Annotated in this window: 13 protein-coding genes; 3 read left to right on the top strand and 10 right to left on the bottom strand. The window is 42.4% G+C overall.

Features of this window, described 5'->3' with window-relative positions; all coding sequences use genetic code 11:
- Window positions 1-246: 246 nt before the first annotated feature.
- The 3 genes from ilvC to EI162_RS07085 form a co-directional block, all read right to left on the bottom strand.
- Window positions 247-1263: a ketol-acid reductoisomerase gene (gene ilvC / locus EI162_RS07095; RefSeq protein ID WP_192523682.1), complete on the bottom strand. Its 1017-nt coding sequence runs from the start codon at window positions 1261-1263 to the stop codon at window positions 247-249.
- A 173-nt stretch (window positions 1264-1436) separates the two neighbouring features.
- Window positions 1437-1934 (bottom strand): acetolactate synthase small subunit, encoded by a 498-nt coding sequence (ilvN, locus tag EI162_RS07090; RefSeq protein WP_192523681.1) that lies wholly within the window; start codon window positions 1932-1934, stop codon window positions 1437-1439.
- On the bottom strand, window positions 1934-3646 hold the full coding sequence (locus EI162_RS07085) for an acetolactate synthase 3 large subunit (RefSeq protein WP_225735175.1): 1713 nt from the start codon (window positions 3644-3646) through the stop codon (window positions 1934-1936). Before EI162_RS07085 ends, ilvN begins: the two co-directional genes overlap by 1 nt.
- A 972-nt stretch (window positions 3647-4618) precedes the next feature.
- On the opposite strand from EI162_RS07085, the gene EI162_RS07080 reads away from it, so the two are divergent.
- Entirely contained in the window at window positions 4619-5122 is a 504-nt protein-coding gene (locus EI162_RS07080; protein ID WP_192523679.1) for a DUF4124 domain-containing protein, read from the top strand.
- 6 nt (window positions 5123-5128) lie between these two features.
- On the opposite strand, the gene EI162_RS07075 is transcribed toward EI162_RS07080, so the two are convergent.
- Window positions 5129-6889, bottom strand: coding sequence for an NAD(P)H-hydrate dehydratase (locus tag EI162_RS07075; protein WP_192523678.1), 1761 nt, complete (start codon window positions 6887-6889; stop codon window positions 5129-5131).
- Between the two features lie 203 nt (window positions 6890-7092).
- Here EI162_RS07075 and queG point away from each other — a divergent pair, with 203 nt between their 5' ends.
- On the top strand, window positions 7093-8292 hold the full coding sequence (gene queG, locus EI162_RS07070) for a tRNA epoxyqueuosine(34) reductase QueG (protein ID WP_192523677.1): 1200 nt from the start codon (window positions 7093-7095) through the stop codon (window positions 8290-8292).
- A gap of 114 nt (window positions 8293-8406) precedes the next feature.
- Here queG and lysM read toward each other — a convergent pair whose 3' ends face one another.
- The 6 genes from lysM to EI162_RS07040 form a co-directional block, all read right to left on the bottom strand.
- The gene (gene lysM, locus EI162_RS07065) at window positions 8407-8916 is read right to left on the bottom strand and encodes a peptidoglycan-binding protein LysM (RefSeq protein WP_192523676.1); all 510 of its coding nucleotides are present in this window, start codon (window positions 8914-8916) and stop codon (window positions 8407-8409) included.
- A gap of 425 nt (window positions 8917-9341) precedes the next feature.
- Window positions 9342-9578, bottom strand: a complete 237-nt coding sequence (gene acpP, locus EI162_RS07060) for an acyl carrier protein (protein ID WP_025652201.1) — start codon at window positions 9576-9578, stop codon at window positions 9342-9344.
- A gap of 268 nt (window positions 9579-9846) precedes the next feature.
- Window positions 9847-10575: a 3-oxoacyl-ACP reductase FabG gene (fabG, locus tag EI162_RS07055; protein ID WP_192523675.1), complete on the bottom strand. Its 729-nt coding sequence runs from the start codon at window positions 10573-10575 to the stop codon at window positions 9847-9849.
- Window positions 10572-11540: an ACP S-malonyltransferase gene (fabD, locus tag EI162_RS07050; protein ID WP_192523674.1), complete on the bottom strand. Its 969-nt coding sequence runs from the start codon at window positions 11538-11540 to the stop codon at window positions 10572-10574. Before fabD ends, fabG begins: the two co-directional genes overlap by 4 nt.
- A 476-nt stretch (window positions 11541-12016) precedes the next feature.
- On the bottom strand, window positions 12017-12199 hold the full coding sequence (rpmF, locus tag EI162_RS07045) for a 50S ribosomal protein L32 (protein ID WP_192523673.1): 183 nt from the start codon (window positions 12197-12199) through the stop codon (window positions 12017-12019).
- A gap of 330 nt (window positions 12200-12529) precedes the next feature.
- Complete coding sequence (locus tag EI162_RS07040; RefSeq protein WP_192523672.1) at window positions 12530-13123, bottom strand: YceD family protein; 594 nt, start codon at window positions 13121-13123, stop codon at window positions 12530-12532.
- 194 nt (window positions 13124-13317) lie between these two features.
- Here EI162_RS07040 and EI162_RS07035 point away from each other — a divergent pair, with 194 nt between their 5' ends.
- Complete coding sequence (locus EI162_RS07035; RefSeq protein WP_192523671.1) at window positions 13318-14034, top strand: elongation factor P hydroxylase; 717 nt, start codon at window positions 13318-13320, stop codon at window positions 14032-14034.
- Window positions 14035-14218: the final 184 nt, after the last annotated feature.

Genomic DNA, 14218 nt, shown 5'->3' with positions numbered 1-14218 from the left:
ATGGGAGCATCATTTGTACTGATGGTTTAACAATACGCGAGAATAACGCCAACTGCTTTTTTGCGTAAACCGTTAATGAATACAATGACGCCTGCCTATATTGGGTAGCTATTATTGATTTTCAACCCGAATAGACAGCCAATGACGAAAACACTTATCAAATATCGTCCATGAAAAATCCCACGCTATCGTATGATAACGCGGGATTTTTTTGGACTAACTAAGTTTATATGGTTCAATATCGACTTAGTTTTTGTCTTTATCGATGATTTTGTTACCACCAATCCAAGGCATCATGCCACGTAGCTTGGCACCAGTCAGTTCGATGTCATGCTCAGCGTTGTTACGACGACGCGCCGTCATTGATGGATAGTTGGTTGCGCCTTCAGAGATGAACATCTTCGCGTACTCACCAGATTGAATACGTTTTAGGGCATTGCGCATGGCTTCGCGTGACTGCTCGTTGATGACCTCAGGACCAGTCACATATTCGCCGTACTCAGCGTTGTTACTGATTGAGTAGTTCATGTCAGCGATACCGCCTTCATACATCAAGTCAACAATAAGCTTTAGCTCATGTAGGCACTCAAAGTAAGCCATTTCTGGGGCATAGCCTGCTTCTGTTAGCGTCTCAAAGCCCATTTTTACCAGCTCTACTGCGCCGCCACAAAGAACTGCTTGCTCACCAAATAGATCCGTTTCTGTTTCATCTTTAAAGGTAGTTTCGATAATACCTGAACGACCACCACCAACACCAGCCGCATACGATAGCGCCAATTGCTTGGCTTGACCTGATGCATCTTGATAGATGGCGATCAAATCTGGAATACCACCGCCTTTAGTGAACTCTGAGCGAACCGTGTGACCCGGTGCTTTTGGGGCAACCATGATGACGTCAAGGTCGCTACGCGGCTCTACTTGGTTGTAGTGAATGGCAAAACCATGAGCGAAAGCCAAGGTAGCACCTTGCTTGATATTCGGCTCAATCACGTCACTATAAAGCTCTTTTTGGAACTCATCAGGCGTTAAAATCATGATGACATCAGCGGCTTTTACCGCTTCTTCTACTTCAGCAACTTTTAGACCAGCGTTTTCAGCTTTCTTCCATGAGCCTGAGTTGGCACGTAGACCAACGGTGACGTCGACGTCTGAATCTTGTAGGTTCAGCGCGTGCGCATGGCCTTGTGAACCATAACCGATAATAGCAACTTTTTTGCCTTGGATAATTGATAGATCACAATCTTTATCATAAAAAACGTTCATAAATAGAGTCCTTTTCCTGAATCATGGCGTGCCATGGATAAATAAACACTCAGATTACAGTCACTGTACTAAAGTGACTGGCAAAATAAGCGCTATGTTAAGTTTTGAATAAATAGTTTTGAATACAATATGTGCAAATACTTGATATACAAATAACTGTGTAATGAACGCTGTTATAAGCTTAGCGTTTTATCACCGCGGGCGATACCAATCACGCCTGAGCGTACTACTTCCATAATACGTTCACGACCAATCACATCGATAAATCCATCAAGCTTGGCTTTGTCACCAACGATTTGGATGGTATATAAATTAGAATTTACGTCAACGATTTGTGCACGGAAAATATCTGCACTACGTTTAATCTCTTCACGTACGCCACCGGTAGCCCGTACTTTTATAAGCATCAGTTCACGCTCGACGTGTACGTTCTCTGTTAGGTTTAGCACTTTAACCACTTCAATCAATTTATGCAATTGCTTGGTGATTTGCTCAATCCTTTCAGGCGAGGTAATGGTGGTTACCGTCAAACGTGAAATGCTTGGATCATCGGTAGGTGCGACGTTTAAGGTTTCGATATTGTAGCCACGCTGTGAGAACAAGCCGACTAGCCGCGACAACGAACCCGCTTCGTTTTCCATCAATACCGAAATCAGATGTTGTTGTTGCATTAGGTACGCTCCCCTTTTGTTAACCACATATCACGCATTGCTTGTCCAGCGATTTGCATTGGATACACATGCTCGTTACGATCGACATAAACATCGATAAATACTAGCTTATCTTTCATCGCCATGGCTTCAGCCAACTGTGCTTCCATGGTTGCAGGATCAGTAATCTTGATGCCAACATGACCATAGCTTTCGGCCAATTTTACAAAGTCTGGTAAAGAATTCATATAAGACTGGGCATGACGACCTTCATACAGCATATCTTGCCACTGCTTGACCATACCCAACTGCGCGTTGTTGAGGTTCAAAATCTTGACAGGCAAATTATATTGCAAGCACGTTGACAGCTCTTGAATATTCATCTGAATAGAGCCTTCACCGGTAATACAAACCACATCGCGCTCAGGATTGGCAAGTTTTGCTGCCATTGCATACGGCAAGCCAACACCCATAGTGCCCAAACCACCTGAGTTCAACCATTGACCCGGCTCATTATAAGTATAATAAAGAGCGGCAAACATCTGATGCTGACCGACGTCGCTGGTGATGATAGCATTACTATTAGTCACTTTATCTAAGGCTTGTACGACCGCTTGTGGCTTGATGCCATTGTCGGTACTGGTATCATAACGCAGGCCATGACGCTTACGCCACTCTTCAATCTGCGACCACCAATCAAGCAGTGCATGTTGATCGAGCGCTTTATCGGTACTGATAATATCTAACATGTCTGTCAATACTGACTTCACATCGCCTACGATAGGAATATGGGCAAAAACAGTTTTTGAGATAGAGGTAGGGTCAATATCGATATGGATAATGGTCGCATTAGGACAGAATTTTTTGACGTTATTGGTCACGCGGTCATCAAAACGCGCACCGACTGCCAAAATAACGTCGGCATGGTGCATACTCATATTGGCTTCATAGGTGCCATGCATACCGAGCATACCCAAGAACTGGCCATCAGAACCAGGGAAGGTACCTAATCCCATTAGGGTGTTGGTCACTGGCAAGTTCAAGCGATGGGCAAGCTCAGTAAGCTCTTCATGCGCCTTACTCCAAATCACACCGCCACCAGCGTAGATCACAGGACGTTGAGCGGCCAATAAAGTCTCCACCGCTTTTTTAATTTGACCGCTATGACCTTTTAATGACGGCTGATATGAGCGTATAAACACCTCTTCAGGATACTCATAAGCGAATTTTTCGCTTGGCGCAGTCATATCTTTTGGTATATCGATAACCACAGGGCCTGGGCGTCCAGATTGGGCAATAGAGAAGGCTTTTTTGACGATTGCAGGGATTTCGCTGGCATGGCGAACTTGAAAACTGTGTTTAACGATAGGCCGTGATACGCCGACCATATCCGTTTCTTGGAAAGCATCTTCACCGATTAGGCTACTCGGCACCTGACCCGAGATTACCACCATCGGTACTGAGTCCATAAATGCCGTGGCGATAGCAGTCACGGTATTGGTTGCTCCAGGACCTGATGTTGCCAAAACAACACCGGTATTACCCGTCACGCGTGAATAAGCATCTGCCATATGACCCGCAGCTTGTTCGTGGCGCACGAGAATGTGCTCAATATTTTCTTGCTGAAACAAAGCATCATAGATATGAAGAACGGCACCGCCTGGGTAGCCAAAAATATATTTGACCCCTTCATCAGTCAGTGATTGCACCAACATCTCAGCACCCGATAGCATCACCGGTTGCTCATTACCTTCAGCAAGGCGTTGTTGCTTTTCTTCAAAATTTTTGGCGGCATTACCCGTTTGGGTATGTCCAGTCATGTTTGGACTTTGCGTGGTTTGCGTCACTGTCATCACCTTTTTTTATGGCAAGGAATCGCACTATCTGATAAAAGAAAACAACGGTATTCATGCATAGTTGTTTGTCTCATCAAAATGACTGCTAATCCTTGTCCCTATCAAGAATGTGTGCCCACTATATCTGAGCCGTGCTGCTTTATCAGACAGCATACCACTCAAACATAGCAAATATATGCAAGGTCAGCTTTGTGACAGGAGTTTATCGATATACAGTGACAAGATGCGAATGCATCTTTAAAAGAAGCTTATTATTTGTAGTGAATACCAGCTTGCGGCTATAATAAAATAAATAGAAAAGCACAGAATGTTAAAACAAAATCTCAAAGCTAATATCACGTTATTTGATCGCAAAATCACATAACCTGCTTAACGAGCAAATGTTACCAACACCCATGACACTCTATCTTATAACAGCAAAGTCTTACGAAACACATTAATAATAAGTTTATATTAGTCATTGTAGACGGATAAGTCCGGAGACAATAAATGCAGATTTTATAGCTAACGTAGTAATGACTATTTAATCTAGATTATTGTCACAAAGAAAATAAAACTAAGCAAGCTACTGATAAGCAACCCGTAGTCCTCATTTTCAAGTGCCACGGCAATATCATAAAAGCCGCTCACTGACCAATCAACTGCTATTATATTCGATGGTTTGTGAGCTATTGTCAAGAAAAACTTCTAAAGCCCACCCCTAACTATTGGTTATTAAACAATATGCATTCATAAGGTTTATTTGCTAGAATCAAACAACAATGTATTTATATTGTAATCGAGTGCATTAACCATTATCCTTAACCTATTTATACACATATTTTTTTACTCATTAAGAGGATTTTTACCATGGCATATGCGTCTACAATAAACACCGCTGCCAAATTACTTATTAGTATGGGTACTGCGTGTATGCTAATGCTATCAATGAATGCCAGCCATGCTGTTCAAGTTTATAAGTCTATCGGTGCGCACGGCGAAGTGAAATATAGCCAACATTCTCCGCAAAATGGCAGAAATATTGAGCTGATAGAATTCCGTAGTGATGGCAGACAGAGCAGCGCAGGACAACTGGCGGGTAAAACCGACCCCAATCAAAACAGCAATGCGCCAAGTGCCGAAGAACAGCGGGTCGCACAGCTAGAAGCACGTATTAAAGATCAAGAAACACAAGCAAACGCCCAACGTTGCCAGTCACTACGTAATAACCTGACCAACTTGAATGTTGGTGGCCGTATCTATGAAATGGATGCCAATGGCAAACGTGAGTATCTGGATGGCCGCGAAATTGAGCTTAAGCGTGAGCGTGTGCAGCAAGCCATCAATCAATACTGTAATGGCACTACGACCTAGCCCGACCTAACCGTCATCAGTGATTAGTTGCAACACATGACGTATGGCTACTGGCATATCCTGAGCTTGTAGCCCGCGTTGACCGATTAAAAGCGTGTCATTGTCGCTATTATTGATTTGATTGACTAGCGTATCTCCAGCCAATCCATGAACAACAACCGCTTGGTGCAAACTGCGCGGTTGTTGTTCTAAATCCTGCTGAGCCAATAAGCCAGCAACCACACCCGATAACACGTCGCCCATGCCAGCCGTCGCCATGCCAGCATTGCCCACTCCGCATACATAGATATGCTGCTGTGCTGTTTTCTGCTCCAAAATTAGCGACCCTGCACCCTTTAATACCCAATCACCGCCATAAGTAGTCGCACACTGCTTTATCGCTGCCAACCTGTCGGCTTCCACCTCTTGTACTTTTTTATCGAGCAACCTAGCGGCCTCACCACTATGCGGTGTCAAACGAACCTGATACTCAGCACTGTATTCTTTTAGTTGTGCTATTAGTTTATGACCAGCCCTCTGCAATGACGCCAAATGATAGAGACCATCGGCATCGATAACTATTGGTTTTTTCTCTGCTATGGCAGTTTGTACATAGCTGATAAATAATGCTTCTGCCTTTTTGTCACGTCCAAGCCCCATGCCGATAGCCACCACACTGGCTTCCCTAATCAAATTCTTTACGCCATTCTGGTCATGTAAATTGATGGTCATTGCATCCGGTAGTGAAGTTAATAGCGCTCCATGAAAAGCTTCATGGCAAGCAACGGTGATTTTACCCGCTCCTGCTGCCATCGCACTTGATGCAGAGAGTATCGCTGCGCCGCCCATACCTTGTGAGCCATCGACACGATTGCCCCCGATGACCAACACATGACCATAGCTGCCTTTATAGCTGTTTTGGCGACGCGGGTTTAAACCATGCGCTGTATTAATCAGGGTAGCAACTGGTAGTAACGGCTTACTATTTACCTGATAAGGTATCAGCGGTATATCAATCACCGCACCGCTATAATCCATGCCATCCTTCGTATGCAGTCCGAATTTACGAGCAATCAAGCACAAAGTCACGTCAGCCTGTATTGCCACACGATCGAACACCTCTCCAGTTGAAGCAACCAACCCACTCGGAATATCAACGGCAATGGCCAATGAATGACGTTGTTGAGATACCTTATTAAACGCGCAAATTGCTAATTTATAAATACCAACAGGGGCGCGATCTAGTCCAATACCGAATAATGCATCGATATAAACATCAGCTTGCGACCAATTATCTACTTGTTTGTCCTGACTATAAGCACTATCTTCAAAACGTTGATAGTCGCAGTCAGCAGATAGCGCTACTTGTAAAGCCTTTTCTGCATCAGATGTAGGCCCGTTTTTATGAGCATCATTCGTGCTATTACCTATCTCAAAATCGCGATTATCAAAACCGACAGTAACTATTTGCACTTGCCAGCCCATTTGCTGCAAATAATAAGCAATCAGCCAACCATCACCGCCATTATTACCTTTACCAACCCAAACACTAGCTCTGCGTTGACAAATATGACGACGATAAACGTTGTTTTTAAAAGAGGCATTGGTGTGTGGTTGCTCAGAAAACTGCTCAATATATCGCGACATTTGCCAAGCCGCTTGCTTCATTAAGCTAAAGCTGTCATGACCTTGGGCAAACCACACCTGCTCCATCGTATAGAGCTGCTCGCTGCTATACAGCGAGACAGGCATGGTTGGTTTCGCTAATAAATAGGCTGGTACTTGCATGGCTAATCCTTTAGTATTTTTATTGGCGTGTTATATTGTTATATATAATTTTAAAATCTGATTATTTCTCAATCATATTAGCTTAGCAAAAGCTTACTTTGACTTATGTATCAATATGAATGCAGTTTTATTGGATTTGACCCTTGCGCTCTTGGCTCACTGGCTTATCATAACGGTATTCTCATTAACGCTTACTGTCATACATGAATAATAATCCTCAAACAAACTTACCCAATTCACCAGACGGCGTGTATCAAAATAAGATTGCCGTTAATGGCATCCTAACGTTTGCAACCACAGCAGACGTCAAGCAATGGATTAAGAACCAAGCACAAGCCTTAGGGTTTGCTGACTGTGGTTTCTTATCCGTACATCACCCTTTATTTATTAAGCAAACCGAACACTTAAAAAAATGGTTAGCCAAAGGTTATGAAGGGCAATTGCAATTTATGCACAACAATCACCATCTGCGTGCACACCCTGAACAACTGGTAGAAGGCGCAAAAACCATCATCAGCGTACGCATGGACTATTTAACCCAAGCACCAACACCGCGCGCTGTTACAGATAATGATTACCCTAACCAAGGCATCATTGCGCGATATGCCAGAGGGCGTGATTATCATAAAACCATGCGCAGTCGCCTGAAGAAACTGGCATTAACAATCGAAGCCATGCTTCCTGAGTGGCAACATCTAGATATTGCCACTGAAACGGACTTTATCTTTAGACCGTTCAGTGATTCAGCGCCTATTTTTGAGAGGCCTATTGCCGATGCGGCTGGTCTTGGCTGGACGGGAAAGCACACCTTGCTAATAAACAAGCAAGCGGGTTCATTTTTTGTCCTTGGCGAGCTATTTATGAGTCTTGAGCTACCAGATGATGAGCCCGTTAAGGAACATTGTGGCAGTTGCAGCGCTTGTATCGATATCTGCCCTACTCAAGCAATTATCGCACCCTATGAGCTCGATGCGTCGGCCTGTATCTCTTACCTCACTATCGAACACAATGGCAGTATTGATACCAAATACCGCCGTGCGATTGGCAATCGTATCTTTGGTTGTGACGACTGCCAACTCATCTGTCCGTGGAATCGCTATGCCAATATCACGCCTGTAGAAGACTTTTCCCCACGGCATAACCTTGATAACAGCAGTTTGCTAGAACTATGGCAATGGCAAGAAGCCGAATTTATGAAAAAGACCGAAGGCAGCCCACTCAGACGCACCGGTTATGTGAATTTTTTACGCAATATTGCCATTGGACTTGGCAACGCCAGTGCTAGTGAGGAAACAATTGACCAACTGCGATTAAAACTAGGCATACATAACGAGATGCTTGATGAGCATATTAACTGGGCAATAACGGAGCAGCTCGATAAACTAAAGATTCTTAAGTCATAGCATGATGTTTATAAAATAAAAAAGCCTCTTATATATAAGAGGCTTTTTTATCAATGCATATTTTAAATAATGAGGTGTTTAGAGGTTTATATCTCTATACGTTCAAAAGTAATCCTATGGTTTAGGAATACGTAATACTTGACCAGGATAGATCTTATCAGGGCTTGATAGCATTGGTTTATTGGCCTCAAATATTTTTGTATAATCATTTGCTGACCCATAAACTTCCTGAGCGATCTTAGATAAGTTGTCACCAGACTTTACTGTATACATGGTAGATTCAGGTGCATCTTCTTCAATATCGATATTATCAATTACTTTAGCAACGTTCTGCACGTTACCAATTGCGATAATCGCTTTTTCGCGATCTGCCTGGGTTTTAGCCTTACCGCTAATTTCTGCGGTATCTGTTGAGCCGTTGTATTTAATTTTTAGCTCACTAATATCCAAATTTTGCTGCTGAATGCGGCGAAGTAAGATATTGGCTACTGACTGCGCTGAAGGCTCACTACTTGGTGCTGGCGTATTGGCATCTGCTTTCGTCTCTGATTTTGCATCATGTTTGGCATCATCACGATTGAAAATTTTCTCACCGATGTCTTTTGCAAAGCTAAACATACCCATATAATTGCTCCTTAAACTATTGTTATTTATTATCAATCATTATTATACAATGGTAATTGTCTTTATTTACCGTACTTACCATCGTTGTTTTTACTGACCATTATTAGTATAAACAAAGGCAGATAAGGTAGATAGTAATAGTATGTTGAGTAATGTTGACTTGGCGTAGCTTCTGTTAACGCAATTATTAATCGTATAAATATAATCAGTGAGAAGTAATATCGCTACATCACGTACTGCAGGTACCGTTTTTTCTTGCTTGCTGTGCCTACGCAGACAGAGGCTGCAAAAAACTATACCCGAAGTATCGTAACGTTTTTAAAGTATTTTAACTATATACGTTATCCTGGTTAAAAATAGGTATAAAAAAACCGCCTATCTACTAAGATAAGCGGTTATATCGAACCTGTCGAGCAAGTTGCTAGTTATAGCTGCGCTTGTACATAGTCGATTGCTTTTTGAACCGTGGTCAGCTCTGCTGAATCTTCATCAGGAATAGTGATGCCAAAATCGCTCTCGAATGACATTACCAATTCAACTAGGTCTAATGAATCAGCGCCTAAGTCTTCCATAAATGAAGCGTCGTTGTTGATGTCTTCAACATTCATACCTAATTGCTCAGCTACTGCAGCTTTAACTCTTAGCTCGGTATCATTACTCATGTAGATTTCTCCTTTTTGATCTATTATTTTACGAATTACCATAGCCCTGTCATTAGACGCTATGGCATAGTATATAAAATGGGATTTTCAGATTAGCATGCCGTTTGAGTGCTTCATAACCAGTCATACGTTTTGACTAATGTCTAGTAAAGCCTCGCTATCATACAGGGCTTTGACATAAAAGTGTCCGTCATTATAGCACCCTTTATTATAGTTTACACTCGTTCACACAGTTTTTTATTATAAGTATGTAACGCTGATTTGTTACTTACATATACATGCCACCATTGACTGGAATAACGGCACCAGTGATGTAACTGGCTTCATCGCTGGCTAAAAAATGTACGGCTGCGGCAATGTCTTCTGGTTGACCAAGGCGGCTGATTGGTACGGCATCTAACATAGAATTTAGGAGGCGCTCATCGAGCTCATCTGTCATATCAGTCTCAATCAAGCCTGGCGCTACACAGTTGATGGTCACTTGTCGTGAGCCAATTTCACGGGCCAAAGTGCGACTGAATCCTTCTATACCTGCTTTGGTCGCCGCATAGTTAGATTGACCTGCATTGCCCATTTGAGCAACCACAGAGGTGATGCTAATGATGCGACCGCGGCGCGCTTTCATCATACCGCGTACAGCGCGCTTACTCATGCGATAAACCGACGTCAAATTGGTATCAATGACATTATCCCAATCGTCATCTTTCATGCGCATTAGTAGGCCGTCTTGGGTGATACCAGCATTATTGACCAATACTTGCACCGCCCCGTAGACACTCTCAATCTCTTCGAACAACTTATCAATCTGTGCGGTATCACGTACATCTAAAACGCGCCCGATACCCCCGCTATCGTGGAGATAGTCTTCGATAAGTTCAGCACCTTTTTCAGTGGTCGCTGTGCCAATGACAAAATGTCCTTCTTTAGCAAAACGTTTGGCGACGGCTTTACCGATGCCACGGCTAGCACCGCTCACTAATGTAATCGTACGGCTCATGATAACACCTCTATTAACTTATCAAGACGGGCAGGCTTATCAGTAGGATAGCTAGTAATTGGCTGTGCTTGACGCTTCGCCAAATTGCTTAATACATTACCACTGCCACATTCGATTAAAATATTAACTTGTTTGTCAGCCAGCTCTTGCATGGTTTTTGACCATAATACTGGCTCACTTAATTGCTCGGTCAACGCCTGTTTGATACCTACCGCACTGGTCTCAACACGCGCATGGCGATTTTGAATCACAGGAATGGTCGCTTGATCAAACTGAATCTCAGCCAGTATCTCAGCTAATGCGTCGCTAGCAGGCGCCATAAGGGCACAGTGTGATGGTACACTTACCTTTAACGAGATCGATTTTTTGCCCGTGTTTTGTACTTTATCAATAACTGCATTAACACCAGCCGCATTACCGGATATGACCACCTGTCCTGGGCTATTAAAGTTGGCTGCGCCAACCACTGCATCATCGACGTGTTCAGCCGCTTGCTCACATAGGTTTTCAACCCGATGGTCCTCAAGTCCTAACACTGCTGCCATAGCAGTATCCACGCCCACCACAGCCTCTTGCATTAACTGACCGCGCTTATGTACCAATGTTACTGCATCAGCAAGCGATATCACCCCAGCCGCACACAGAGCACTATATTCGCCCAAAGAATGACCCGCCAGATAACAAGGCGTATTATCTATTTTTTGTTTTAATATACGCCAAATCGCGATGCTCGCCGTCAGTAATGCGGGCTGAGTATATTGAGTTTGATTGAGCTTTTCTTCATCCTGACAAATTACCCATAAATCTTCACCAAGCGCGTCACTCGCTTCAGTAAAAGTATCACGAATCTCTGGATAGATTTCGGCAAGCTCGCTAGTCATCGCGACTACTTGAGAGCCTTGTCCAGGAAAAATTACCGCAATACGTGTAGGCTGGTTTTTTACCATATCGGGTGCAGAGGCCATAACCAATATTCCTTATATAATTGGAAATATCCCTAAAAACAATGGGGTTTATTATATTATTAGATACAATAATTGTTAAATACAATAATTGTTGGATCATGTGCAAAGCCGTTACTTTGATTGTTTATCAATAGAAACGGACTATCAGTAAACTATACACTGACGCACACTATTATCATAGTGAATGAAAATTAAACGCGTATAGCAAAACGCTATTTGAGTTAAAACAAGGCATAAACCGATAGACTGTGTCGGTTCACTTTTATAGCTAATAAAGGCTGGCGTTAAAAGCTATTGGATTATTGACCATAAAAACCAATAACAAAAAGCCAAGTTATCCAGCCACATAATATATGATAGCGAAATAACTTGGCTTTTTTTAACTCAAAGCTTACCGTCTAATAACAGCGATGCAAAAATAACGATAGTCACTAGTACTATCATTATTTTACATTAGCCATTATCTAGCCAGTAACTTAAACGTCTTGACTGACCTTGAATAACTGGCGGCCACGGTAGAAACCATCTTTAGTCATATGATGACGACGATGTTTTTCACCAGTGGTAGCATCTACGCTTAGCTCAGCCACTTCCATACGATGGTGTGAACGGCGCATGTCACGACGAGAACGGCTTTTACGACTTTTTTGAACAGCCATGATATAGCTCCTATACTTAAAAGGGATAAGCTTAAAATTCAGCTTTCATCGATACTGACAGAGGCTATAAATCACAACAACCTAAGTCTTAAGCATCATTAGTTAAATAGATTGCCACCTACATAAAGTACTGACCATGTCTAAAACCTATAAAGATTTGCTCAGTCAGCTTCTATCAGCAAGTAACTTGTTGCTAGAATGCAATAAATCGGACATTATACGCATGTTTCATGCATTAATAAAGCCCTGCCTTCACTCTTCTGCACAAAGCTGATAAAAGACACTATAAATATACTCCATAGCGTGTCTATTACGCTGTAGCTTGTTATATTATAGCTTGCCTTTGAGTGAGGCTAAAGCGGCAAAAGGATTTTCGCTTTCTTCTTCTTCTGGAATCTCGCCAAATTGCTCAACACTCATTTCACAATCATCGTGCTTCGGCGCCATTGGCGTTTTGAGCAATATTTCGTCTTCTACCAATTTTTTAAATGGCAATAGACGTTCTGGAGCCGGATCAGTTATGATTTCATCGAGTAATAAGTAATCTTGTTCATCATCGATTAAGCGCGCTTGGCTATCATCCTCTAACAGCGCAATATCATAATCGTCAGACAAGTCGACTGCCACTGGTTGCAAACAGCGTTGACAAGTTAACCAAACATCACCCGTCAATGTAAACGCTAAGTGCAACACATTGTTGCGGCGATACAAATCAGCATTGAGCGATATTTTTTCTTGCTCATGTTCTGTGGTCAATATAGCAGCGAGACGTTGAAAAGAGCGCGGTTCCACCTCTCCTACCCATTGATAACCAGTGTCTGCCCATTTATCTAAAGAAATAAACTCAGGCATGCTGGTAGAGATAGGCGCTACTTTATTATCAACATCGAGTGCTGACGGTTTATTTTCTGGAGTGCTTGACATGCGCGGCCTCATTCATCAAAACGGTGTATAATATTGCCTGCCATACTAACGGAAAGCGCCGAGCGGTACTAGCGCGAGTATGTTACTATTTTTGGCGCTTATTTGTTACTATATTTTGTGCTTATATTTTATCATTTACTTATATCTATACAGCACATCAGTCACTTATCTTTTAATGGGTTAATATTTTAATTATGATATCGCCTGCTGTTAATCCTGATTTTTCCAACTTATTGTCTGCCATTGATGCAGAGGTGTTACTCAAACATCTACAGGAATTAGAAAACAACAGAATAAAAAACCCTGATGATAGACTAATGGTTGAAAAAAGTGAGCCGTTGGAGCAGCTATCGATACAATGGCAAAGATTTTTTACTTCTCAAACCAAAAATATCTTGGTTGATGACAGCGAACAAGCAATAACCGACTGGCTCATAAAGCTGTTTAACACTCTGTTCGCCAATCAACAAGTCATACTAGTGCGCGGTGATAGCGAGCCAGAATATTTTCCTGCTAACAATAACCAACCAGCACGTATTGAGTTTGCTCATGGATTTTTCCAAAGTGCCCTACATGAAATTAGTCATTGGTGTATTGCAGGTGAGCGTCGTAGACAGTTGGCTGACTTTGGCTACTGGTATGCAGCAGACGGCCGATCAGAGGCTCAACAGCAGGCTTTTGAGCGCGTTGAGATTAAGCCGCAAGCACTAGAATGTTTATTCACTCTGGCATGCAGGCGACCTTTTCAGGTCTCACAAGACAATTTATTTGCGGATTTTGATACCAGCAGCAGCACCTTTGCTCATGATGTTTATTTGCAAGTTGCAGAATATATTGCTAAGCCGTGTACTTTACCACGGGATGCGAAGACTTTATTGACAACCCTGCTCAGGATTTGCTCTACTCGTTAAGTAATCTGGCGATAAAGTATCAATCAAACGTTATTATCATTTTCTATTAACCTTTTTCTACGGATCGTAACGCCTTGCTACTAAACTTATATTTGCTTTACGCTATACTAATGAATAAACCAATAATTACTTAGATTAACACATGAAGTGCAATACCAAATGCGAGGTGAAAAAAAGACCTAGA

It is taken from the genome of Psychrobacter sp. FME6 (assembly GCF_014861365.1).
Classification (GTDB): domain Bacteria; phylum Pseudomonadota; class Gammaproteobacteria; order Pseudomonadales; family Moraxellaceae; genus Psychrobacter.
Note: the sequence above shows the minus strand (reverse complement) of the source record. Positions and strands in the feature narration are given on the sequence as shown.